We start from the raw sequence: 21,697 nt of genomic DNA, 5'->3' as shown, positions 1-21,697 counted from the left end.
GGAGGCACCGATGTTCGCGAACACGCAGATGGGGGGCCTGGCCCTGGGCGGGCCGGACGTGTGCTTGACGCCGCCGGCGCACCTGCCGGTGCCCTACCCCAACCTGTCGGCGCAGCCGATGGGGGTGCCGGCGGCCTACAACGTGCTGTTCATGTGCACGCCGGCGCACAACTTGACGACGCAGGTGCCGCTCACGAACGGCGACAACGCCGGCCTGGAGATGGGCCTGGTCTCGCACACGGTGATGGGCCCCTCGCGGCACGTCACCGCGGCGTTCACCGTGCTCGTGGGCAGCGCGCCCGCCACGCGGATGACGAGCATCACGACGCAGAACTCCGTCAACGCGGTCGGGGTCAGCCTCGTCCCGAGCCAGGTCAAGGTGCTGCTCCTCGCCCCGTAGGCCGCCGATGAAAGAGCACAACCGGCTCCGCATCGAGCGCCTCACGGCCCGCTACGCGCGGCGCATCGAGGCTGCGCGCGCCCCCGCGGAGGCCGATTTCCTCCGTGAATTCGAAGACTTGCGCGAGCGCGTGCTCCGCCCCCAGATGGAGGAGTTCGCCGCCGAGCTGAGGAGAGCGGGCCACGCGCCGCGCATCGTGCTCGACGAGGGGCACGACACGCCGAGCATCGAGCTCGCCCTCGGCCTGCGCGAGGCCAAGGCGAGCCGCAACGTGGTCGGCTTCTGCGTCATCCGCTGGACCGGCTATCCGCTCCAGATCCTCGCCTACCTCGAGGTCAACCCCACGCCGTTCGATCTGGAGCGGTTCGCTCGCGCCGCGGACATAGGGCCGGACCGCGTCGAGCAGCTCCTCGTCGAGGCGATCGAGCAGATCATGGTCTGCAACGCGCCCTGAGCGGGGCGGAGCAGCGGAGTCAGCAGGAACGGAGTCCGCGGGAGACGGCGGAGGGCAGAGCTCGGCGCGGGAGCGGAGGCGCGGAGTCGAGGGCCGGCCGCTCAGCGACAGGGGTGGGTTTCAGGGCTATGCTCCGCGGATGAGTACCCAAGAGCTCAGCGCGGCGAACTTCGAGCAGACGGTCGAGTCGAACGACATCGTCCTCATCGACTGGTGGGCGCCCTGGTGCGGCCCCTGCCGGGTCTTCGGTCCCGTCTTCGAGAAGGCGTCCGAGAAGCACACGGACATCGTGTTCGGGAAGATCAACACCGACGAGCAGCAGGAGCTGGCCCAGGCGTTCGGCATCCGCTCGATCCCGACGCTGTTCATCTTCCGCGAGAAGGTCCTCCTGTTCGCGGAGGCGGGCTCCTTGCCCGCGTCGGCGCTCGATCAGGTGATCGAGAAGGTGCGCTCGCTCGACATGGACGAGGTGCGCGCGAAGATCGCCGAGGAGGAGGCGAAGGGCGCCGAGGGAGGCGAGGCCGCCGAAGGGCCTTGAGGGACAGGCGGCCGCGAGGGAGCGCCGGGCGCGCCGGCGGGGGCGCCAGCGTCCTCCTACCGGGACTGGCGCGCCGACGCCGCGAGGAACGCGGCCAGCCGCGACGCGGCGTTCTCCCGGAGGTTCATGAAGAAGAGCTGGAACTCGATCGCGTGGTAGTTCTCCTCGCCGAGCACGCGATCGAGGATGCGGCTCGGCAGGTCCCGGGGCGTGGCGCCGACGTCGTGCACGATGAGCGTGCCGTCCACGCACTGGGCGTCCCCCGCGAGCCCCGCGCGCGGCGCCTTGTCGTCGCTCTCGAGGAACACCGTGCCAGGGTTCAGGTCCGCGGGCGCGCGGGCCCCGTCCGTTCGCCATGACAGCGGGTTGGTGCAGAGCCGTTCCCGCGGGTCCGGCCGGTGCATCTCGAAGTCGGTCGGCACGTACGCCGCCCCGCGCGCGTTCCACGCGACGGCGCAGCGGACGTCGTCGGCCGCCTGGCATGGCGGAACGTCGGGCGCGCGCTCGCGCAGCCCGTCGACGGTGACCGCGCCGCCGATGAGGTAGGCCGCCACGAGCTGGTCCCGGAGCGCGGTGCCGGAGATGGCCTCGCGCAGCAGCCGCTCGGCCATGACGGTCCCCTGGCTGTGGGCGGCGAGGAGGAACGGGCGGCCGGCGCCGCGCCGCGCGTTGAAGGCGTCGAACGCCCGCCGGACATCGCCGTAGGCCACGTCGATCGCGCGGTCCCCGTCGGCGGAGGATCGCGTGAACGCCATGCCGTTCGCCTGCCGGTACCGGGGCGCGTACACCGCGCAGCAGCCGTTGAACGCCGTCGCCTGGATCCCTGTCGCGCCCCGGTCGGTGGCGTCGTTGACGGCTGTGTCGTTCGTGTCGGCGTTCCAGGAGCGGCCCACGTAAGAGGTCGAGTGGACATAGAAGACGTCGGCGGCGGCCCGGCGCTGGTCGACCGCCGGCGCGGAGGGGGGCGCCGCGTCGCCGGCGTCGTCGCGCTCCGGGAGCGCGCTCCAGCTCCGCGGATCCGCGTAGTCCGGCGCGGGCGGCAGCGCCGCCGCGTCGAAGGGAGCCCCCGGCGTCAACGCGCTTCGAGTCAGCGCGCCGACGTTCAGCGCCGCGATCGCCCCGCAGGCGACGACGCCCAGCGCGACCCGGAGCGCGATCCTCACCGATCTCTTCATGGGAATACCTCGCCTCGGTGCATCTAGACTACGTGGTGGTCTTGGCGCCGCGGTAGTCGGTGGCCCCGGGGATGGCGGGCAGCCAGGGCACGCGGTGCACGGTCCAGAGCTGGAACGACGGCGGCGGCAGGTCGCCCGGCCGGTCCATCGTGCCGAGGAAGATGTCGAGCTCCCGGGCCCCGTCGCGGCGCCAGAAGAGCGATGAGCCGCAGGTCGCGCAGAACTGGCGGATGGCGAAGCTGGACGACCGGTACGTCGCGGGGGCGCCCGAGAGCAGCTCGAACTGCTCGTCGGGATAGGTGGCGAACGACGGCATCGGCGCGCCGGTCTGGCGCCGGCACTGGCTGCAGTAGCAAACGTTGACGCTCGCCGGCGCGCCCTGGGCGCGGTAGCGGATCGCGCCGCACAGACAGCCGCCGGTGTGGTGAGCCTCGGTCATGGACGTCGCCTCCTTGCTCCTGGAACTCGCGCTCGCCAGCCTGGCCCCGGCCGGCGCACCGCGCAACCGGCGCAGCGGCGCAGCGGCGCGGCGGCGCGTCACGCAGCGACCCGGAGCGGCCGGCAGAGCGCGAGACCGAGGGCGGAGCCGACGGCGTACAGCGCGAGGTCGGCGGGATCGAATCCCCCGTTCGCGCCGAGCAGGAGCCGCCCCGGGGTGGTGCTGCGCGCGGCCCACAGCCAGGGCAGCTCGCTCAGCTGGAGCAGCTCGATCGCGCACGTCGCGGCGAAGACCGCGAGCGCAAGCCGGTGGGTGCGGGCGGAGATCCACACGAGCTGCGCCGCGGCGATCCACACGACCTCATAGAGCACGGCGCCCGCGCTGTTGCGCAGCCAGACCGGACCGCCGTGGAAGCGCGCGGCCAGGCCGACGGGAACGACGGCGACGATGAGGAGGGCCAGCGCGAGGCGCTTGCGGGCGGCTTCCGGCATGAGACGAGCCTAACCGCAGCCTCTCCGCCAGTGCAGCTTCCGGCGACCGGCCGTTTGGAATTGACAAGCAAAATGTGAACGCTCACAATGCGGTCCTCAAGGGCATCTTTGCTTCGCCACGGTCGTGACGGGACGATGCCTCACCGACGCGGAAGCTCGCGCGATGTCCGGCGAGACGCGGGCCATGGGCCGAGTTCCTTACCTCACTGGCCGGTTCGACCGGCTCGGATCTGCACCGTTTGCAGCAGGAGCGACGATGAAGCTTGCGAGGTTTGCCGCCGCCGCGGTGGCCATGGCCCTGGCCGCGGGAATGGGCGCCTGCGACTCCAGCGAGAAGACGGCCGACAAGGGTGGTTCCGGCTCCAAGGCGGGCCCCCTCGTCGGCGTCAGCATGCCGACCAAATCGTCGGAGCGGTGGATCTCCGACGGCAACAACGTCAAGGCGGCGCTGGAGAAGCTGGGCTATCAGGTCCACCTGCAGTACGCGGAGAACGACATCCCGACTCAGGTCAACCAGATCGAGACCCAGATCACCAAGGACGCCAAGCTGCTCATCGTCGCCTCCATCGACGGCACGGCGATCACCACGCAGCTTCAGCAGGCGGCGGACAAGAAGATCCCGGTCATCGCGTACGACCGGCTCATCCGCAACTCGCCGAACGTCGACTACTACGCCACCTTCGACAACTACAAGGTGGGCGTGCAGCAGGCCACTTCGCTCCTCGTGGGCCTCGGGCTGAAGAAGGAGGACGGCTCCGACGGCGCCGCCCAGGGTCCGTTCAACATCGAGCTGTTCGCCGGCTCGCCCGACGACAACAACGCGACCTTCTTCTTCAACGGGGCCATGGACACGCTCAAGCCCTACATCGACAAGGGCACGCTCGTCGTCAAGAGCGGTCAGAAGGACTTCAAGACCGTGGCCATCCTCCGGTGGGACCCGGCGACCGCGCAGAAGCGCATGGAGGATCTGCTCACCGCGACGTACACCGGCGGCGCGAAGGTCGACGGCGTGCTGTCGCCCTACGACGGGCTGTCCATCGGCATCCTGTCGGCGCTGAAGAGCAACGGCTACGGCGCCGGCGGCCAGAAGTACCCGATCGTCACCGGGCAGGACGCCGAGAAGGCGTCGGTCAAGTCGATCATCGCCGGCGAGCAGTTCGCCACCATCTTCAAGGACACTCGCCAGCTGGCGGAGGTCACCGTGAAGATGGCCGACGCCGTGCTCAAGGCCGGCAAGCCCGAGGTGAACAACACCAAGGACTACGACAACGGCAAGAAGGTCGTGCCGTCGTACCTGCTCGAGCCGATCATCGTGTACAAGAGCAACTACAAGAAGGTGCTGGTCGACAGCGGTTACTACAAGGAGGACGAGCTCAAGTAGCCGCGCCGCGGCGCCGGCCGCGCGGGGCCGGCCGGCGGCGATCGCGCCGCGCGACGCCGGCCGGCGCGCCGCCTGGGACCGCCGGCCGGGCCGGCGCCGCCCGGCTCGCGTGCGACCCCCTCAAGGAGGCAGACCGGGATGGCCGACGACGCGATCCTCGAGATGCACGGAATCACCAAGACGTTCCCGGGTGTCAAGGCGTTGCAGGACGTCAGCCTGTCGGTGCGCCGCGGCGAGATCCACGCGATCTGCGGCGAGAACGGCGCCGGCAAGTCCACCCTGATGAAGGTGCTCTCGGGCGTCTACCCGCACGGCTCGTACGCGGGTGAGATCTACTTCAGCGGCGAGCTCTGCAAGTTCTCCAGCGTGCGGGACAGCGAGAAGCGCGGCATCGTGATCATCCACCAGGAGTTCGCGCTGAGCCCCCACCTGTCCATCGCCGAGAACATCTTCCTCGGCAACGAGCGGGTCCACCGTGGGCTGATCGACTGGAACCGCACCAACGCAGAGGCCGAAGCCCTCCTCGCCCGGGTCGGGCTGCCGGAGAACCCGGTGACCCCCGTGATGGACATCGGCGTGGGCAAGCAGCAGCTGGTCGAGATCGCCAAGGCGCTGTCGAAGCGCGTCCGGCTGCTCATCCTCGACGAGCCGACCGCCGCCCTCAACGACGACGACTCCGCGCATCTGCTCGACCTGATCCGGGGGCTGCGCGACGACGGCATCACCTGCGTGATCATCTCCCACAAGCTGAACGAGATCGAGGCCATCGCCGATTCGACGACGATCCTGCGCGACGGGCGGACGGTCGAGACGCTGGACATGAAGAGCGGTCAGGTGACCGAGGACCGGATCATCGCCGGCATGGTCGGCCGGGATCTGGAGCACCGCTTCCCGCCGCACGAGCCGAAGATCGGCCCCGAGGTGCTGCGGATCGAGGACTGGACCGTGCACGACCCGATCCGGCACGGGCGGGTGGTGGTGTCGGGCGCGAGCCTCACGCTGCGCGCCGGCGAGATCGTCGGGCTGGCCGGCCTGATGGGGGCGGGCCGCACCGAGCTGGCGATGAGCGTGTTCGGGGGCAGCTACGGCGTCCGCGCCGGCGGGCGCATGTTCAAGGACGGCCGCGAGATCCGCCTGCGAACGGTGAGCGACGCGATCGACCAGGGCATCGCGTACGCGACCGAGGACCGGAAGGCCTATGGCCTGAACCTGATCGAGGACATCAAGCGCAACGTCTCGGCGGCCGCCCTGCGGAAGCTCGCCGAGCTGGGCTGGGTCGACGACAACGAGGAGTACCGTGTCGCCGACGAGTACCGGAGGCGGCTGAACATCAAGGCCCCCAGCGTGCTCACGGTCACAGGCACGCTGAGCGGCGGCAACCAGCAGAAGGTCGTCCTCGCCAAGTGGATGTTCGCGGACCCCGACGTGCTGATCCTGGACGAGCCCACCCGCGGCATCGACGTCGGCGCCAAATACGAGATCTACACGTTCATCAACGCGCTCGCCGACCAGGGCAAGGCGATCCTGGTCATCTCGTCGGAGCTGCCCGAGCTGCTCGGCATCTGCGACCGGATCTACGCCATGTCGGCCGGACGGATCACCGGTCAGCTCGCCCGCGCCGACGCCACACCGGAACGGCTGATGCAATACATGACCAAGGCAAAGGAGTAGCGGCGAGATGGCCAGCGTCGCGCCCACCGGCAGCACGGCCCCCACCACCAAGGCCCTGCCCGCCGACATGCAGTCACCTCCCGAGCGGCCGCTGAGCCACCGGTTCTCGATCAACCTGCGGCAGAGCGGCATCTACGTCGCTTTCGCGCTGATCGTCGCGCTGTTCACGGGCCTGACCGGCGGTCAGCTGCTGGCGCCCCAGAACATCTCGAACATCATGGTCCAGAACTCGTACATCCTGATTCTGGCCATCGGGATGATCTTGATCATCATCGCCGGTCACGTCGACCTGTCGGCAGGCTCGGTCGTGGCGGCGACCGGCGCGGTCGCGGCCGTGCTGATGGTCGAAAACCACGTGCCCTGGCCGCTGGCGGCCGGCATCACCGTCGTCGTGGGCGCCCTGATCGGCGCCTGGCAGGGCTTCTGGGTCGCCTACTTCCGCATCCCGGCGTTCATCGTCACGCTCGCCGGCATGCTCCTGTTCCGGGCCGTGACCCTCACGATCCTGGGCAACCAGGGCATCGGCCCGTTCCCGGACGAGGTGCGCACGCTGGCCAACGGCTTCACCGAGGGATACCTGGGCAACGTTCGCCTCGGGGCGCTCGGCGGGGTCGACGTGGTCACGCTGCTCGTCGGGGCCGCCGGCGTGGCCGGCATCGTGGCCACCCAGTGGCGCGCCCGGGCCGCCCGGCTCCGCTACAGGCAGCAGGTCGATGCGCTGCCGGTGTTCGTCGCGAAGCTCGCCGCCGCGTCGGCCGTGGTGCTGTTCGTCCTCGTGCAGCTGGCCCGGTTCAAGAACCTGCCGTGGGTGCTGATCCTGCTGACCGCCCTGGCGCTGGGCTACACGCTGATGACCAACCGGACGATCTTCGGCCGCCACATCTACGCGGTGGGCGGCAACGTGCACGCCGCGATGCTGTCCGGGATCAAGGTCAGTTGGGTCACCTTCTGGATCTTCGTGAACATGGGCGTGCTCGCCGCGGTCGCGGGGATCATCTTCGCCGGCCGGCTGAACCAGGCGGGCCCGACCGCGGGGATCAACTTCGAGCTGGACGCGATCGCCGCGGCCTTCATCGGAGGCGCCGCCGTGCAGGGCGGCGTCGGCAAGGTGGCCGGCGCGATCACCGGTGGTCTGATGATGGGCGTGATCAACAACGGCATGTCGCTGATCGGCTCTCCGTCCGAGCGGGTGATGCTCGTCAAGGGCCTGGTGCTGCTCGCCGCGGTGGCCTTCGACGTGTGGTCGAAGCGACGCGCCGGGGCGACCCGCTGACCGCCCGCGCCCCGCTTCGCCCCGTCACGCGCCGCCGCGCGCGGGGCGGAGCGCGAGCGGCGCCGTGCCGGTGAGCAGCCCCGCCGCGAGGGCGACCACGCCGCCGAAGCCGACGCAGGCGCAGCCGAGGGCGCCCGTCAGCGCGGCGACGCCGCACGCCGAGGCCCAGGAGGCCCCGAGCCGGTCCGACCGGCGGAGCGCGCGCGAGAGCAGCACGCCGGCGGCGACCCCGCCCGCCAGGCAGGCCGGGACGCAGATGGAGACGCACCCCTCCGGCGTGCAGAGGTGACCGTAGACGCGCGCGGCGTGCGCCGCCGCGAAGGGCACGAGCCCCGCCGCGACGCCCGGGAGCACGCCCCGCCCGAGCTCGCGCCCCCGCCACGAGAGCAGCGCCGCGGCGACGTAGAGCGCCGCGCCGATGATCGCGGTGGTGAGCGGGCGGTCGCTCATCAGCGCGGCGACGAGCGCCACGGCGAGCGTCGGGGTCGCCGCCCAGGCCGCCTGTCGCGCCCTCCCGCGCTCGTAGGCTCGATAGGCCCTCTCCTTCAGGCCGGCGAGCGCCTCAGGTTCCATAGATCCTCCTCCACGCCTCCCGGAGGCGGGCAAATGCGCGCTCGCGGCGCTTGCGGAACGCCGCGCCCGAGACCGATGGATCGCGATCGCCCTCCAGCAGCGTCGCCCTCAGCGTCTCGCGATCCGCCTCGCCCAGCGCGCCGAGCACCTCGCGCGCCGCGTCGTCCAGATCCCGGGCGATCGCCGCGTCCTCCGGCGTGGGCGTGTCGGCCGCGAGCGACGGGAGTTGCTCGTCCGGCGCCTCCCGCGATCGGGTCCGCCGCCGCCGCGCCGTGCGGCACTCCCACGCCGCGATGGCGAGCGCCCAGGTGAGCGCGTCCGCCTCGGGATCGAACGAGCTGGCGCGGTCGAACACCTTGAGGAGCGCCTGCTGCGCCGCGTCCTCCGCGTCCGCGTCGCCCGCGAGCATGCGGCGGCAGAACGCGCGGATCGCCGGCCAGAGGGCGGCATAGACAGGGTCGAACGCCGCGCGATCGCCGTCGGCGAGGCGCCTCATCGAGGCGTTGAGCAGCGATCGCGCGCGCGGTTCCAAGAGGCTGGGTCCTCAGCCGCAGGGGCAGTCCGGGCACGGGCAATCCGCGCACGGACAGCCGCCGGCGAGCTGCGTTCCAGCATAGGCCATCGCCGGAATGCCGAGGACGGCCGCGAACAGGGTCACCTTGAGCCAACGACGCATGGGAGGTCTCCTTGTCTTCTCCGGCCGGCGGTCCTCACCGGCCTTCCTCGGCTCTAGGCGCGAGCGGGGCCGAGCGTGACACCCGCGCGATCGAAAATCGCGGCGGCCGGACGCGACCTCACCGGTGCGCGCGCCGCCGGCCCCCGTCACGGCATTGGCAGATCATTCCGCCGGGCAGGCTCGGCGTGCTAGGGTGGCGCGCCTATGTCCGGCCGCTCGTGGTTCGCCGCCGTCGGCGTGCTCTGCCTCGCTTGCACGCCGTCGCGGCACGACGCCGGCTCGGGCGCCGACCCGGCCGGGCGCGCGGGTGTCGCGGTCGCGGAGCCGTCCAGCGAGCGCCCGGCAGCCGACCCGGGCGCCGCCGGGCCGATCGTCACCCCCGAGCCGCCGAAGGCGCCCGCCGCCGAGGCCCCGCTCGCCGCGGCCGAGGCGGCGCCGGAGGTCCCCTCCCGCGTGTACGCGAGGACCCGCGAGGTGTGGATCCGGTCCGCGCCGCGGCCGAAGGCCCAGTGGATCGGGTATCTCTCGATCGGCGGCTCGGTCCGCCTGAAGAGCCCCGAGCCCGTCCGGGCCGCCGGCGATTGCCCGGCGTTCTACGCCGTGGAGCCCCGCGGGTACGTCTGTGTCGACGGCGAGCGCGCCACCCTCGACGCGGCCGATCCCCTGCTGAAGACGCTGAGCGAGCACGCCCCGCTCGTCGATCAGCCCGTGCCGTACCGCTACGGCGAGTCGCTCGGTCTCAAGCGCCTCTTGAACGTCGAGGGCATCGACGCGCCGGCGTGGCCCGAGGGGATGCACGACCTGCGGCACATGCAGGTCCGCCCGCGCTCGTCGGTCGCATGGACGAAGGAGGTCGAGGCCGGCGGGGCGACGTGGCTCTGGGCCTCCGATCTGACGTTCGTGCCGAAGGACAAGGTGAAGCCGTATGAGCCCGCCACCTTCGAGGGGGTCCACCTCGGCGCCGACGAGCGGCTCCCGATCGCGTTCTTTCGCCGCAAGCCGCGCCCCAAGTACCGCCTTACCGAGGAGAACCAGCTCGCGAAGACGGACGCCGTGTGGGAGCGCCTCGACCGGGTCGGGCTGACGGGCAAATCGCGGCAGGTCGGCAAGCTGACGTACCTCGAGACCCGCGACGACGGGCACTGGGTGCTCGAGCGAGATGCGGTGGTGATCAAGCCGCGGAAGGCGAAGAACCCGTGGGGGCGCCGCATCCAGCTCGGCGGCGCGGCGCCCGCGGCGCCGGTGGAGGGGCCGAGGAACACGTGGATCGAGATCGCGGCGCTCGAAGGCTGGCTCATCGCCTACGAGGACGACCGGCCCGTCTTCGCCACGCTCATCTCGGCCGGGCGCAACGGGGCGGAGGAGCCGGAGCGGGAGGAGCCGTTCGTGCCGCCCTCCACGACCCCGCTCGGCCAGTACCGCATCAACCGCAAGTGGGTGACGAAGACGCTCATCACCCCTCACGTCGACGAGGACGACTGGATCGAGGCGGAGGTGCCGTGGAGCCAGCACTTCTTCAGCAAGTATCTCCTCCACGCGGCGTACTGGCACAACAACTGGGGCGACGGGCAGAGCGGCGGTTGCGTGAACCTCTCGCCGGTCGACGCCAAGTGGCTGTTCCACTGGACCGAGCCCCCCGTGCCGGAGGGGTGGTACGCGGTCCAGGTCACGCGCAAAGACGCGTCGACGCGCGTCGTGATCCACCGCTGATCGCCGCGGCCGAGCGCGAGGCGCGCCCGCGTCGCGCCTCGCGGGCGCCCGCGAAGGCGGCTATTTCACCGGGACGCAGCCGGCGGCGCCCGGGTCGCCCGCCGCGGCCATGCGCCGCATGCAGAGCTTGAGGCCGGCGCGGAGGTTGCCGACGGTCGTGACGCCGGACAGGTCGAGCCCGAGCGCGATCATCGTCTGGGCCACGTTCGACCGGATCCCGGTGACGATCCCCTCCGCGCCCAGCAGCCGGATCGCCTTGATCATCTCGATGATGTACCCGGCCGTCCGCGTGTCGACCGCGTCGACGCCCGTGAGGTCGAGGATCGCGTAGCGGGCGTCCTTGTTCACGATCGCCGTCAGCAGGTTGTCCATCACCTCGGCGATCCGCAGGCTGTCCACCACGCCCACCATGGGCAAGGTCAGCACCTTGTCCCAGACCTCGATGATCGGCGTCGAGAGATCGCGGATGACCCTCTGCTGCTTCTCGATCAGCTCGAGCTTGTTCCGGAGCTCCTGCTCGCGCTGCCTCGCCGCGGTGGCGTCCATGGTGATGCTGACCGCGCCGGGCTCCCCGCCGTGGCGCACGGGGACGTACCATGTCTCCCAGGTGAGGCCGTGCGCCTCGGTGACGACGTGCGACCCCTTCCCCTCGATCGCCTGCCGTATGGCCTCCACCCCGTCCGGCGCCCCCGCATAGAGCTCGTAGACGCTCTTGCCGAGGAGCTCTCCCGGCCGCACGCCGCCGGAGAGCTCCAGCCCCTTGCCGTCGTGGAACCTGAAGATCCCCTCGCGATCGTACCTGCACACGGCGACCGGGAGATTGTCGAGCACGGCCCGGAGGAGCAGCTCCGCCTCTCCGAGCTCCACCTCGGGCTCATTCTGGATCTCCGCGCCCGCCGCGACCGACGCCTCGTCCCCCGTCATGAGAGTTTTTTACCCCGCGTGCGCGCTGGCCGTCGAGCGTTTGTCGACGGTGGACGGCAAGTTTCGTGAACCCACCGGGGGAAACATCGCACCGCTTGCTGAGGCCGCTTGGCCCTCGCAGACGCGATGTCCCGGTGTCCCGGTGAAGCTATCGAGGCCCGCAGTCGCCGTGCCGCCGCGCCGCGCCGCGCCGCGAGGCCGGGCGCGACGCGGCGCGGTGCGGGTTGACATGGTGTCCGGATTACACAAAGCTTCGTGTCCAGGTTACACGGAGGTCCGGATGTCCGTCGCATACGAGCACCCACGGCCGGCATTGACGGTGGATTGCGTCGTGTTCGGCCTCGATGAGGAGGATCTGAAGGTCCTCCTCATCCGGCGGGAGCTCGAGCCGTTCCGCGGCCGGTGGGCGCTCCCGGGCGGCTTCGTGCGCGTCGACGAGCCGCTGGACGACGCCGCGCGGCGGGAGCTCGCCGAGGAGACGGGGCTCTCGGGGGTGTACCTGGAGCAGCTCTACACCTTCGGCGCGCTCGGGCGCGACCCGCGCGAGCGCGTCGTGTCGGTGGCGTACTACGCGCTGGTCAAGCTCGGGGATCACCGGGTGAAGGCGGCGACCGACGCCCGCGAGGCCGCGTGGTTCTCGGTGGACGACACGCCGGCGCTCGCCTTCGATCACGAGGAGATCTTCTCGACCGCGCTGGAACGGCTGAAGGGCAAGGTGCGGTATCGGCCGATCGGGTTCGAGCTCCTGCCGCCGAAGTTCACGCTGTCGCAGCTCCAGCGGCTCTACGAGAAGATCCTCGAGCGCCCGCTCGACAAGCGCAATTTCCGCAAGAAGGTCCTCGGCACCGGGCTGCTCGTGGAGCTCGACGAGGTCGAGCAGGACGTCGCCCACCGCGCCGCGCGGCTCTACCGGTTCGACCGGCGGAAGTACGAGCGGCTCGAGAAGGACGGGTTCAGCTTCGAGATCTGAGGCGGGGCGGGCGGCGCCCGGCGACATTCCCCGGCCGACGCCGGGTGCGCGGCCAGCGCGCGCCGGGGCGCGGAGGCCCCGGCGCGCGCTGATCTTCAATACGGCAGCCGCGCGCCGTCCGGGACGAGGATACCGGCGTTGACCTTCTGTGCGACCTCGGCATGCAGGCGCTGCCGCTCGCTCTCGGGTGCGTCGACGAGCAGCCTATCAAAACGGTGCCGCATGGCCTCGGTCCATCGACCGGTCGAGATCGCCTGTGCGACGAGCCCTTCGGCCTGGCTCACGACCTCCCAGTCGCCCTCTTCGGCCGGCGCGGCCGGGGCCTCTCGAGGATCCGGCTGCTCGGCAGGCTCGGAGCCCGCCCCGGCGGCCTGCACCCCGGTCGCCGCTTGGGCGAGCCGGGACGAGAGGCCTCGCGCCAGCGCGTCCATATCGGTCTTGCCAGGCGAGCTCTCGGCGCACCGTGCATTCAGCCCCTCGAGTTGCTGGTGGACGATGCCCAAGCTACCCCGGACCGACCTCAGGTCAGCGCGAACAGGCGCCCAGCAGAGCGTCGCCGCGAGTGTCCCAGCGGCGACCCCTGCTCCGATCAGAACAACATCGCGCAACCAGGGATGCATGGCTCAGGGCAGGAAGCGCGACCCGGTGTGCACGCTGAGCGACGTGCAGGTCCCCTGCGCGTTCCAGCTGAACGAGATGGCGGAGTAGTCGGAGATTGCCTGAGCCGCGGCCACGATCCCCGCCGAAAACGAAGAGCACTCCTTGAATACACCAGCCGCGTTAACGGCGAAGCAGCGCACGCCGGCGGTGCCGCTCGAGTAGCCGTTCACCAGGCAGTCGATCCTCTCTTCCGAGTTCGACGAGGTCCGGGCGGCATACGCGGTCCCGCTCGCCTCCAACGCCACCGTGTCGATGAAGACCTCGCCGTAGTACGTGTTCCCGGCGATGGCGCTGCCCGTCGCGGCGACGCTCGCGAGCACGACGACGGCTGCTACGATCTTGATCCTATCGAATTTCATGAAGCACCTCTTGGCACAAAAGAAACACACAACCATTCCAACGACGCCACCATGGCGTCCGAAGACACGGCAGGAATTTCGAATCGCCCTGAGCGGCTTGCGCGGCCGCGCCTGCGCTCCGTCCCTACCATGGTGGAGCGCAGGCGAGAGCGCCTCAGGCGCTCCGTGCCTACTGGACGAGCCCGTCGCGCCCTGCGCGGCGGAGCCGCTCCGCGATGTAGCCCATGAGCTCCTGACAAGAGCGGAAGGGCTGCAGCGCGATGGCGACACGCCTGGACGCGGACCTCGGCTCGGCGCTCGCCGACAGCGCCGAGCCGAGAGGCTCACGGGTTCGCCGCCATCCATTCGTCACTGCAAAGCGTCACAGGACGGCATCCAGAGAGACGACATTGCACCCTGCGCGGCACTGATATTTCTTGTCCTTGCAGTGATCGCGGACCGTGTAGTCCTTCGCCTTGCTATCTGCAGCTCGAATCGACACCTTGCAATCGAGCTCCAGGCAGCCGAGCTTCCTGGGTACCTGGAAATGCCCCGAAGCGTCGGTGGACGTCGTGGCGTTAAGGTCCGCCTCGGGGCACGTCAGCGTGACCTCGGCGCCGCTGATCGGACTGCCCGCCGCGTCACGCACGACGCCAGAGACATCGATCCCCGGGTCGCACCCGATGAGCCCTGAAGCCGCAACGACAGCCATAGACACACTCCGCAACGCATACCGCACTTGAGAACGCATGACAACTCCTCCGGAGATGATACTGACCTAGAACGCGCACGGCGGTTTTTTGCGAGGGCCGTGCTCCAGCGGGTTCGCCTTCTTATAGCTACCCGTCGTCATCAACGAATACGCCTGTGCAAGAATATGCAGGGGCAGATACGCGGGCCCGAGGATGTCGTGCTGTTTCACGTGCGCAAGCTCATGTTGATATGTCTCGGGGTCCGTCTCGGCGTCCCTCTGTAAGAACACGAAATGCCCGAGCGTCAGACCATCGTTGCCGTTGATATATTTCGCATTCTCCACGAGAACGATGGGATCCCCTCCATTCCACCGCCAGCTTACGCTCGTGTCGTTCCACATCGACCAGAAATTGAGCACCGCGAGCGCTTCGCCAAGCCAGCTTCCCGAGTCGAACAACCCTGCAGGGTCGGTCCGGTTGATCGGATCATTCCCGACATAAGCGTAGAGATTCAAGCTGCGCCCAGCGAACAGGATCGGATCCTTGCTCGCCCACCTTCCCGCCGCCGGATCGTAGTCCCGGACCCCGAAGCGCACGAGCTTCGTCTCTGGATCGTACAGCCCACCGGCGAAGCCGAAGGGCGTGAAGCCCGGGTTCGTGTCGAGCAGCACGCGACCGAACTCGTCGAAGTCCATTCGCTGTGCCACAGCGCCGGTCGCGGAGTTCACCACGAGCCGCGGGCTGCCGACGTGATCCGTGAAGATCCGGTACGTCGCGCCGCCTTTGGTCATCAGGTCCGGCACGTTCTGCCCTCGCCCGTAGACGAAGCGCGCCACCACGTTGCCCGCGCCGTCGAGCTCCGCCGCCGGCTGGAGCGCGCTCCGGTACAGGAAGCCCTGGACCTTGACCCCGTTCCGCTGCTTCCAGATGCGATGACCCTCGCCGTCCACCAGATAGTCGATCGACGTGGCGTCCGGCAGCCCGACGTGCCGCAGGGCGCCGAGGGCGTCGTACGTGAAGGTCGTCGTCTCGCCCGTGGCCGTGTCGGTCACGCTCGTCCGGTCGCCCGCCGGGCTGGTCACGTAGGTCTTGGTCCCGTACGTCAGGAGCCGGTCCTGATCGTCGTAGGTGCCGCCCTCCGTCCCTGCCGGTGACGTGCGCACGAGGCGGTTCCCGTTCGCATCGTAGTCGTAGTGCGCCACGAGCGCGCCGTCTCGAACCACGTCGGTCAGCCGGCCGGTGAGGTCGTACTCATAGTCGTACGAGTGCGTCTCTCCCAGGATGGTCTCCGTCCGCTGATCGATACGCCCCAGCGCGTCCGGGGTAACGCTCACCTCGTACACCGTCGACCCGCCCGCCTGCGCGACGTACGTTTGCACGCCGCCGTAGGCGTCGGGGGTGACGGTGTCGCTGACGACGCCGATGCTGCTCCCCGTGTACTGCCCGCTCTGCGGGTGCCGGCTCAGCGTGAGGCCGCCGGCTTGGTTGACGACGCCGTCGGCGTCGTAGCCGAAGGCCGTCGCCGCTCCGCCGCTGACCGTCTCGCTGACGATGCGGAAGTCGTTGTTGTAGGTCCACTGCACCGATCCCACGCCGGCCCCGGACCCGGTGACCGTCCACGTCCGGCTGGTCGGGAGCGCGCCGTCGTAGCCGACCGCGAGCGAGATCCCGGAGGGACCGGTGACGCTCTGGAGGTTGCCCGTCGTGGGGTGATAGCCGTACTGGATGGTGCCCATCCCGAGCGGCAGGGTCACGAGCCCGGGTCGGCCGGTGACCGGATCCGGCGTGTACACGATGGCGGGCTCGCCCGGCCGTGTCGAGCTGGTGAGCAGGCGATCCCGATCATAAGACCACGACGTCGTCCGGGCGACGCCTCCAACCTCCGGCGCCAGGTACTCCTCCAACAGGCCGGTCGGCGTGAAATCGATCGAGTGCGCCGGCCGGTCCGGCGGCGTCACGGTGTGAAGGAGCCCGCCGGCGTGGTAGCCCATCCCGAAGATCTCATCGTCCGGCCTCGTCACCTGCGTGACCCGGCCGACCGGATCGTGCACCATGGATGTGGTGCCGTTCAGCGGATGGGTCATCGTGGTGAGCCAGCCGTTGTCTTCGTAGGTGTACGTCCACGTCCTGGATCCCTGAGCGAGCGTGTGGAGCTGGCCGTCAGGATGATACGTCACCTCGACGGGAAGGATGCCCGGGATCGCGATCTCGGCCACCCGCCCCTCTGGGTTCAGGGTCGTCGTGAGCTGCCGCCCGCTCGGCATCGTGGAGACGAGGGTGCTCGAGGCCTTGCTGAACACGCTCGTGAACGTCTTGTTGTTGACGGTCACGGTCTCGGTGAGCGAGGTGATGTCGAGATCGTTGGGCGGGAGCACCGATCGCGCTCGGGTGATCTGCATCTGCCTCCCGAGTGGCGTGGTGTAGGTCTCCTTGCTGAGGATGGGCGACTGCAGGCCGAAGCGCGGATCGCCCGTCAGCTCCGTGGAGACCACCATGCCGTCCGGCGTCGTGACCGTCCTCGATCCGCTCGCGTCGGTCTGCACGATGGTCGAGAGACCGTTCCATCCGGTATGCGTGCGCCGCTCGCCGCCGGCGGCGAGCTTCTCGATCGCGTGCGTGCGCGTCCGGCCCTCCGCCGTGGTGAGCGTGACCGAGTAGCCCGAGCTGGTGTCCGTCCGGCTGAGCGTCTTGAAGCCGTCCGCCGGATCATCGTCCCTGATGAGCCGCCCCTCGTCGTACTCGAACTCGTGCAGGCGTCCGAGCGGCTCGAGCATTGACATGAGGAGGCCCGTGCCCGGGTAGTACTCCAGCGTCGTCGTCTCGTTCGCGGGGTTCGTCAGCGTCCAGAGGTAGCCCTCCGCGCTCATCGCGAGCGATGTGGTCTGCAAGGTGGGCGCGACGAGCGCCGTCGCGACGCCGTTCGCGTTGCGCTGGATCGTCGTCACCTGGCCGTCCACGTCGGTGACCGTCGTCAGTCGGCCTTCGGGGTCGTAGCCGAACTGGTAGCGCGTGACCCCGAGCAGCGCGTCCTTCGTTGCGAGGTGGCGCCCCCGCTCGTCGAACACGTAGTATTCCGTGCCGTCCTCGCTCGGCACCGTGATGTTGCCGGGAGCCACGCCCGGGAAGGGCGCCTTCACACGGAGGATGAGCGAGTTGGACGCCGCGTTCCCGTCGGCGATGAGGATCTCCCCGCCCGGCGTGACGGCGAGGCCCTGCGGCCGGATGAGCCAGGCCCTCGTCGCCGGCCCGTCGATCCCGCAATGCATCGACGTGCACCCCGTCAGATAGGTACGGTTGCCTGCGATCGTGGTGATGATGCCGTCTGGCGAGATGCGACGCACCGTGGGGTTGTCGGAGGTCCCGAGACGCTGGGTCGTGAAGTAGAGGCTGCCGTCGGTTCCGAGCGCGAGCGCCTGCGGCGACCCGAGGAACGCGGACGTCGCCGGTTCCCCGTCGCCCGTCTGCGCCGTGAAACTGCCGGGGACCCCTCCGACCGTGCTGAGGACTCCGTTGAGGTCGACGCGCCGGATGAAGTTGCCAGCAGAACCGGTCGCACCGCCGGACTCGGCGAGGTAGAAGCCGCCGTCGGGGGCGGCGGCCACGGCGGTGAGCCACGCGAATTGAGCCTCGGTGGCCCGGACACCATCGGCGGAATAGCCTGCCTGTCCTGTACCCGCCACCGTGTTGATGATCCCGTCGGGGGTCACCATCCGGACACGCGTGCGCATGGCCAAGTACAGGGTGCCATCCGGCGCGACCGAGATGGATTCGACGTTATCGCCCAGCGGGACGGAGGTCGCGGGCACGTTGTTGGGCATGGTAAAGATACCGCAGCTGCCATTCCCGGCGACGGTCGAGATCATACCGTCCGGTGTGATGCGCCGGATGCGGCAGAAGTCCCTGAAATAGACGCTTCCGTCAGGCCCCACCGTAGTGAGCCTCGGGTTCCCCAGGAGCGCGCTCGTGGCAGGCCGATTATCCCCGTTGTATCCGTACTGGTTGTAGACGCCGGCGACGGTGCTGATGATCCCGTCGGGGCCGATCTTCCGGAGGCGCAGAGTGTCTGGGTCGGGGAAATACACGCTGCCGTCGGGCCCAGCCGCGACGCCGTAGGGAACGCCGATGTAGGCGGCCGCGGCGCTGATGCCGTCCGCGTCGGCGGCGCTGCTCGAGGAGATCTCGCCCGCCACTCGGCGGAGGCTGCTCGGCAAGTCGCGACCGGTGCGCCGCGCGCCGTCGCCTCGATAGAGGATCGAGGTGACGGGATCGTACGCATGGTGCTCGCTGAGGCTCAGCCCGCCGAGCGCGTCGGAGCCGTTGTGCCAGGCGCCCATCGTGGTCTCCCACTTCCGGTGTAGCGTGATCTCCTGCCGCGTCCTGTTCCCCGTGATCCCGCTGCCGCCCAGGCGGCCGAACGACCTCCCCGATCCCGAGCCGATCGTGGCGTTGCTCATCGGCTTCTTGTACTCTCCCTCGTACGTGTAGCCGACGTCCACCACGGCCGGCTGCTTCCCAACGACGTCACGGCCGAGAGCGTCCTTACCGTCCCACTCGAAGACATACTCCTGGTTCGGCAGGCAGGGGCACGACTGGGCGTACCCGAAGCTACGCCCGGCGATGTTCACGGCGACGCCGATGCGCCGGATCTTCGAGTGGACCGTCTCCTTGGTCAGCGGGATCGGGAGGCGGAACTGGTCCCTTCGCCCCGGCGTCCGGTCGCTCTGGTAATGCAGGCTGAACGCCGTGCCGCTCACGGGCAGCCGCTCGCCGAGGACCTGGCTCTCGCACTCGATGATCGAGCCGGTCGCATTGCAGGTCTTGTCCGGAAGGCCGGTCGCCACACCGGAGCCGGCGGGGGGCGGGACCGCGTCTTCCGGCGGCCCGAACGGCCAGTTGCAGTCCCACGGGGTGAAGTGCGTCACCTGGACGCGCCAGAGGCTCGTCCCCGCCGTGTACAAGCCGCCGAGCTGCTCGAGCTCCTCGGCGGTGATGCCCAGGTCGTCGAGCGCGCTCGGATCGTCCTCCGCGTTGTCGCCGTCGGTGTCCAGCGACGCCACGCCGCCGCTCACGTCGAGGATCTGGATGACGCGCCCGTCGTCCGACGGCACCCATATCCCCTGTTGCGCATCGTAGTAGCCGAGCGGGACGGCCATCCCGACAGGGAAGTTCAGGAAGTTCTCGACGTAGAACGGGACGGGCTGCGTGAACTCGACGTTCGTCGCCCCGGCGGCGACCGCCTCGTCGAGCCCGAGCTCCACCGCATAGGTGTACGCGCTGGCCGGTGGCAGCGTACCCGGCATGGCCTCGGGGCCGTTCGGGCCGACGGTGTACTCGGTGGCGCGCACGTGCACCTCGGCCGGCAACGCCACGGTCGTCGTTGCCCCCGGCGGGCCGTTCGGGTCCGGCACGGTCATCGTCCCCGAGGTGCCGGGGGGGAACAGCAACGTGGCCTGGCGCGTGCCGCTCTCGTCGGTCTGCACGCTCCCCCGCGCCACCTGGATCTCCGTCGCGCTGCCCAGCTCGACGGGCGTCACCACCGGATCGCGCTCGATCAGCACCACGTCGGGCGCGTCGGACCAGCGTTGCCAGGAGGTGGCCACTTGCCGCTGGGACGGCAGGTATCCGGTCTTCTCATAGCTGATCGTGAGCGGCTTGCCGCCGCGCACGACCAGCTCGAACGCCCCGTCGGCGCGCGTGAGCACCCGACCGAAGCTCTCGGCGTCCTCCACGTCGTGCCCCAGCACGCTCACCTCTACGCCCGAGATCGGGACACCCGCCCTCGTCGCGACCTTGCCCCTGACGACCGCGACCGTGCCCGGCTCGAACGTCGCGGTCACGCCCGTCTGCGGCGCGCTCGGCCCCTGGTAGATGCACCCCACGGCGTCGATGAGCCGGGTGGCCACGGTCGGATCCAGCGCCGGACAGGCCACGTGCGTCACCGCGCCGGTGGCCGGGTCACACGTGTCGATCGTGCTCGGGTCGCTGTCGTCGGTCGAGATGGGCGTATGCACGATGCCCAGCACCGGATCGCACGTATCGGTCGTGCACGCATCGCCGTCGTCGAGCGTACCGGTGCAGGTCGACTCGGTCGTGTAACAGACCTCGAGGCTCGGCCGCCTGCTGACCGTCGGCTCCTCGCTGCTCGGGAAGCTCGTGGTGAGGACCGGCGCCTCCTCCAGGAGCACGCCGTTGTTCGGCACGGTGCCCGCGAGCCACGCCGCGGTGAGCGAGGTCAGGTCGGCCGAGCGGATCCCGACGCCGGGCAGCGACTGGAACGACGCCGCGATCGCCGGGTCGAAGGCGCTCCCGTTGCCGAGGCTCTGCCAGGTCACCGTCGACTCGGTCCACGGCGAGAGGATCCGGTGGAGGTTGATGGTGCTCGAGCTCGTGGTGTCCCGGAAGATCTGCTCGAGCCGCAGCGTCGCGGAGACGACGTTCGCCCCGGCGGGCACCGGCGAGAGATCGAAGCGGAGGACGGCGTGCCGCACGCCGAACTCGGCCAGGGTGCCCGTGCGGAGGAGCACGGTCGAGTCGCTCCAGGTCGGGAAGGTCTCCCAGATGGTCGCGTCCTCCACCGCGCCGGCCGTCCCGCGCTGTATCGTCACGCAGGTCGGGTCCTCCGCGCCCGCCGCGAGCTTTGCCGTGCCGTGGAGCTCCTCGTTCGGCGAGCCCGAGCCGCAGCCGGCGCCGAATGCGATGGCGCTCAGGAGGACGCCGCTCGCGAGAACAAGGTACCTTCGCCGATGCCTGCTCCGCGGCTCGAAGATCTCGAGCGCTTGAAGGAGTGCTCGTCGATGTCGTCTCGTGAGCAATCTGGCTGCACGTTCAACCGTCATTGCACCTCCGCAGTCCGGAGCGCATACGTCACAGGAACGTAACATGCGCGCCGGCCTCGCCTCGCGCCCGCAGTCGCCCCGGTCAATCACGCCTAGCCGCATTGACGCGCGAGGGCACACGAGCGCCTGAGAACATTCGGCGCGCGACCAGGCAACCCACGTACCAGGCGACGTCCCTTCCCTCGCTCGGCATCGGCGGCGCTCGATCGTCCCTCGTTCCGAGAACGCTCTCAGCAGATGACCGTTAGCACGGCAAAAGTCCACGTGCGTGCGTGCGTGCCAGCGTGCGTGCCAGCGTGCGTGCGTGCGTGCGTGCCAGCGCCGGGCGGAGCGACGGTCGCGCGCCCTTCCATGCCCTGACCCCACACGACCGCGAAGCGATCAGGCTGGCGTGCCTGGGGTTGACATAGTGTACACAGGACACTATGCTTCGTGTACCAGTCACACGAAGAGCCGGAGCCCCCGGCCGGCGCCTGCGGAGCCGCGGGCGACACGC

The 21,697-nt window shown here is 69.9% G+C and carries 19 protein-coding genes; 8 read left to right on the top strand and 11 right to left on the bottom strand.

All coding sequences use genetic code 11. The annotated features are described in order from the left end of the window. Nucleotides 1-10: 10 nt before the first annotated feature. The 3 genes from WME98_RS38540 to trxA all read left to right on the top strand — a co-directional run bounded on the left by WME98_RS38540 (nt 11) and on the right by trxA (nt 1,392). Nucleotides 11-400, top strand: a complete 390-nt coding sequence (locus WME98_RS38540; RefSeq protein ID WP_437337562.1) for a DUF4150 domain-containing protein — start codon at nt 11-13, stop codon at nt 398-400. 7 nt (nt 401-407) lie between these two features. Next, entirely contained in the window at nt 408-854 is a 447-nt protein-coding gene (locus tag WME98_RS38535; RefSeq protein ID WP_061622775.1) for a hypothetical protein, read from the top strand. A 139-nt stretch (nt 855-993) separates the two neighbouring features. Then, on the top strand, nt 994-1,392 hold the full coding sequence (gene trxA, locus WME98_RS38530) for a thioredoxin (RefSeq protein ID WP_061622774.1): 399 nt from the start codon (nt 994-996) through the stop codon (nt 1,390-1,392). A gap of 56 nt (nt 1,393-1,448) precedes the next feature. On the opposite strand, the gene WME98_RS38525 is transcribed toward trxA, so the two are convergent. The 3 genes from WME98_RS38525 to WME98_RS38515 all read right to left on the bottom strand — a co-directional run bounded on the left by WME98_RS38525 (nt 1,449) and on the right by WME98_RS38515 (nt 3,497). After that, a complete protein-coding gene (locus tag WME98_RS38525) occupies nt 1,449-2,567 on the bottom strand; it encodes a DUF3089 domain-containing protein (RefSeq protein ID WP_437946713.1) in 1,119 nt (372 codons plus the stop codon). 28 nt (nt 2,568-2,595) lie between these two features. Beyond that, complete coding sequence (locus WME98_RS38520) at nt 2,596-3,006, bottom strand: GFA family protein (protein ID WP_437946711.1); 411 nt, start codon at nt 3,004-3,006, stop codon at nt 2,596-2,598. A gap of 98 nt (nt 3,007-3,104) precedes the next feature. Further along, the gene (locus WME98_RS38515; protein WP_061622771.1) at nt 3,105-3,497 is read right to left on the bottom strand and encodes a DUF2809 domain-containing protein; all 393 of its coding nucleotides are present in this window, start codon (nt 3,495-3,497) and stop codon (nt 3,105-3,107) included. 256 nt (nt 3,498-3,753) lie between these two features. Here WME98_RS38515 and chvE point away from each other — a divergent pair, with 256 nt between their 5' ends. From chvE to mmsB, 3 genes are all read left to right on the top strand, one after another. Then, complete coding sequence (gene chvE / locus WME98_RS38510; RefSeq protein WP_437946709.1) at nt 3,754-4,878, top strand: multiple monosaccharide ABC transporter substrate-binding protein; 1,125 nt, start codon at nt 3,754-3,756, stop codon at nt 4,876-4,878. 138 nt (nt 4,879-5,016) lie between these two features. Then, nucleotides 5,017-6,549, top strand: a complete 1,533-nt coding sequence (mmsA, locus tag WME98_RS38505) for a multiple monosaccharide ABC transporter ATP-binding protein (RefSeq protein ID WP_437946707.1) — start codon at nt 5,017-5,019, stop codon at nt 6,547-6,549. Between the two features lie 7 nt (nt 6,550-6,556). Then, the gene (gene mmsB, locus WME98_RS38500; protein ID WP_437946705.1) at nt 6,557-7,822 is read left to right on the top strand and encodes a multiple monosaccharide ABC transporter permease; all 1,266 of its coding nucleotides are present in this window, start codon (nt 6,557-6,559) and stop codon (nt 7,820-7,822) included. Nucleotides 7,823-7,846: 24 nt separating this feature from the next. Here the strand turns inward: mmsB and WME98_RS38495 are convergent, their stop codons facing one another. Genes WME98_RS38495 through WME98_RS38485 form a run of 3 tightly spaced genes read right to left on the bottom strand, consistent with a single transcriptional unit; the run spans nt 7,847 to nt 9,071 of the window. Beyond that, nucleotides 7,847-8,395: a hypothetical protein gene (locus tag WME98_RS38495; protein WP_437337556.1), complete on the bottom strand. Its 549-nt coding sequence runs from the start codon at nt 8,393-8,395 to the stop codon at nt 7,847-7,849. Next, nucleotides 8,385-8,927 carry an RNA polymerase sigma factor gene (locus WME98_RS38490; RefSeq protein ID WP_437337555.1) on the bottom strand — a complete coding sequence of 181 codons (543 nt, stop codon included), beginning with the start codon at nt 8,925-8,927 and terminating at the stop codon, nt 8,385-8,387. The genes WME98_RS38495 and WME98_RS38490 overlap by 11 nt, the downstream gene beginning before the upstream one ends. Before the next feature lie 12 nt (nt 8,928-8,939). Then, nucleotides 8,940-9,071 (bottom strand): hypothetical protein, encoded by a 132-nt coding sequence (locus tag WME98_RS38485; RefSeq protein WP_257792777.1) that lies wholly within the window; start codon nt 9,069-9,071, stop codon nt 8,940-8,942. Nucleotides 9,072-9,275: 204 nt separating this feature from the next. On the opposite strand from WME98_RS38485, the gene WME98_RS38480 reads away from it, so the two are divergent. Beyond that, nucleotides 9,276-10,781, top strand: a complete 1,506-nt coding sequence (locus WME98_RS38480) for a L,D-transpeptidase (RefSeq protein ID WP_437946703.1) — start codon at nt 9,276-9,278, stop codon at nt 10,779-10,781. Between the two features lie 60 nt (nt 10,782-10,841). Here WME98_RS38480 and WME98_RS38475 read toward each other — a convergent pair whose 3' ends face one another. Beyond that, nucleotides 10,842-11,705 carry an STAS domain-containing protein gene (locus WME98_RS38475; protein ID WP_437946702.1) on the bottom strand — a complete coding sequence of 288 codons (864 nt, stop codon included), beginning with the start codon at nt 11,703-11,705 and terminating at the stop codon, nt 10,842-10,844. Between the two features lie 280 nt (nt 11,706-11,985). Between WME98_RS38475 and WME98_RS38470 the strand changes: the two genes are divergently transcribed. Next, nucleotides 11,986-12,675 carry an NUDIX hydrolase gene (locus WME98_RS38470; protein ID WP_437337552.1) on the top strand — a complete coding sequence of 230 codons (690 nt, stop codon included), beginning with the start codon at nt 11,986-11,988 and terminating at the stop codon, nt 12,673-12,675. Nucleotides 12,676-12,770: 95 nt separating this feature from the next. Here WME98_RS38470 and WME98_RS38465 read toward each other — a convergent pair whose 3' ends face one another. From WME98_RS38465 to WME98_RS38450, 4 genes are all read right to left on the bottom strand, one after another. After that, entirely contained in the window at nt 12,771-13,295 is a 525-nt protein-coding gene (locus tag WME98_RS38465; RefSeq protein WP_437946700.1) for a hypothetical protein, read from the bottom strand. Nucleotides 13,296-13,298: 3 nt separating this feature from the next. Continuing rightward, nucleotides 13,299-13,694: a hypothetical protein gene (locus WME98_RS38460; RefSeq protein WP_437946699.1), complete on the bottom strand. Its 396-nt coding sequence runs from the start codon at nt 13,692-13,694 to the stop codon at nt 13,299-13,301. Nucleotides 13,695-14,055: 361 nt separating this feature from the next. Continuing rightward, nucleotides 14,056-14,385 carry a carboxypeptidase-like regulatory domain-containing protein gene (locus tag WME98_RS38455; protein ID WP_437946698.1) on the bottom strand — a complete coding sequence of 110 codons (330 nt, stop codon included), beginning with the start codon at nt 14,383-14,385 and terminating at the stop codon, nt 14,056-14,058. A 66-nt stretch (nt 14,386-14,451) separates the two neighbouring features. After that, nucleotides 14,452-20,970, bottom strand: a complete 6,519-nt coding sequence (locus WME98_RS38450) for a DNRLRE domain-containing protein (RefSeq protein WP_437946697.1) — start codon at nt 20,968-20,970, stop codon at nt 14,452-14,454. Between the last annotated feature and the right edge of the window lie 727 nt (nt 20,971-21,697).

This window comes from Sorangium sp. So ce296 (assembly GCF_051529605.1).
In the GTDB taxonomy this organism is placed as follows: Bacteria; Myxococcota_A; Polyangia; order Polyangiales; family Polyangiaceae; genus Sorangium; species Sorangium cellulosum_D.
The sequence above is the reverse complement of the archived record's forward strand: the minus strand, read 5'-3'. Positions and strand labels throughout refer to the sequence as shown.

Bases quoted from the DNA above. Each gene is read 5' to 3' on its own strand.
- WME98_RS38540 (WP_437337562.1), top strand. From the start codon at position 11: ATGTTCGCGAACACGCAGATGGGGGGCCTGGCCCTGGGCGGGCCGGAC.
- WME98_RS38535 (WP_061622775.1), top strand. From the start codon at position 408: ATGAAAGAGCACAACCGGCTCCGCATCGAGCGCCTCACGGCCCGCTAC.
- trxA (WP_061622774.1), top strand. From the start codon at position 994: ATGAGTACCCAAGAGCTCAGCGCGGCGAACTTCGAGCAGACGGTCGAG.
- WME98_RS38525 (WP_437946713.1), bottom strand. From the start codon at position 2,567: ATGAAGAGATCGGTGAGGATCGCGCTCCGGGTCGCGCTGGGCGTCGTC.
- WME98_RS38520 (WP_437946711.1), bottom strand. From the start codon at position 3,006: ATGACCGAGGCTCACCACACCGGCGGCTGTCTGTGCGGCGCGATCCGC.
- WME98_RS38515 (WP_061622771.1), bottom strand. From the start codon at position 3,497: ATGCCGGAAGCCGCCCGCAAGCGCCTCGCGCTGGCCCTCCTCATCGTC.
- chvE (WP_437946709.1), top strand. From the start codon at position 3,754: ATGAAGCTTGCGAGGTTTGCCGCCGCCGCGGTGGCCATGGCCCTGGCC.
- mmsA (WP_437946707.1), top strand. From the start codon at position 5,017: ATGGCCGACGACGCGATCCTCGAGATGCACGGAATCACCAAGACGTTC.
- mmsB (WP_437946705.1), top strand. From the start codon at position 6,557: ATGGCCAGCGTCGCGCCCACCGGCAGCACGGCCCCCACCACCAAGGCC.
- WME98_RS38495 (WP_437337556.1), bottom strand. From the start codon at position 8,395: ATGGAACCTGAGGCGCTCGCCGGCCTGAAGGAGAGGGCCTATCGAGCC.
- WME98_RS38485 (WP_257792777.1), bottom strand. From the start codon at position 9,071: ATGCGTCGTTGGCTCAAGGTGACCCTGTTCGCGGCCGTCCTCGGCATT.
- WME98_RS38480 (WP_437946703.1), top strand. From the start codon at position 9,276: ATGTCCGGCCGCTCGTGGTTCGCCGCCGTCGGCGTGCTCTGCCTCGCT.
- WME98_RS38475 (WP_437946702.1), bottom strand. From the start codon at position 11,705: ATGACGGGGGACGAGGCGTCGGTCGCGGCGGGCGCGGAGATCCAGAAT.
- WME98_RS38470 (WP_437337552.1), top strand. From the start codon at position 11,986: ATGTCCGTCGCATACGAGCACCCACGGCCGGCATTGACGGTGGATTGC.
- WME98_RS38465 (WP_437946700.1), bottom strand. From the start codon at position 13,295: ATGCATCCCTGGTTGCGCGATGTTGTTCTGATCGGAGCAGGGGTCGCC.
- WME98_RS38460 (WP_437946699.1), bottom strand. From the start codon at position 13,694: ATGAAATTCGATAGGATCAAGATCGTAGCAGCCGTCGTCGTGCTCGCG.
- WME98_RS38455 (WP_437946698.1), bottom strand. From the start codon at position 14,385: ATGGCTGTCGTTGCGGCTTCAGGGCTCATCGGGTGCGACCCGGGGATC.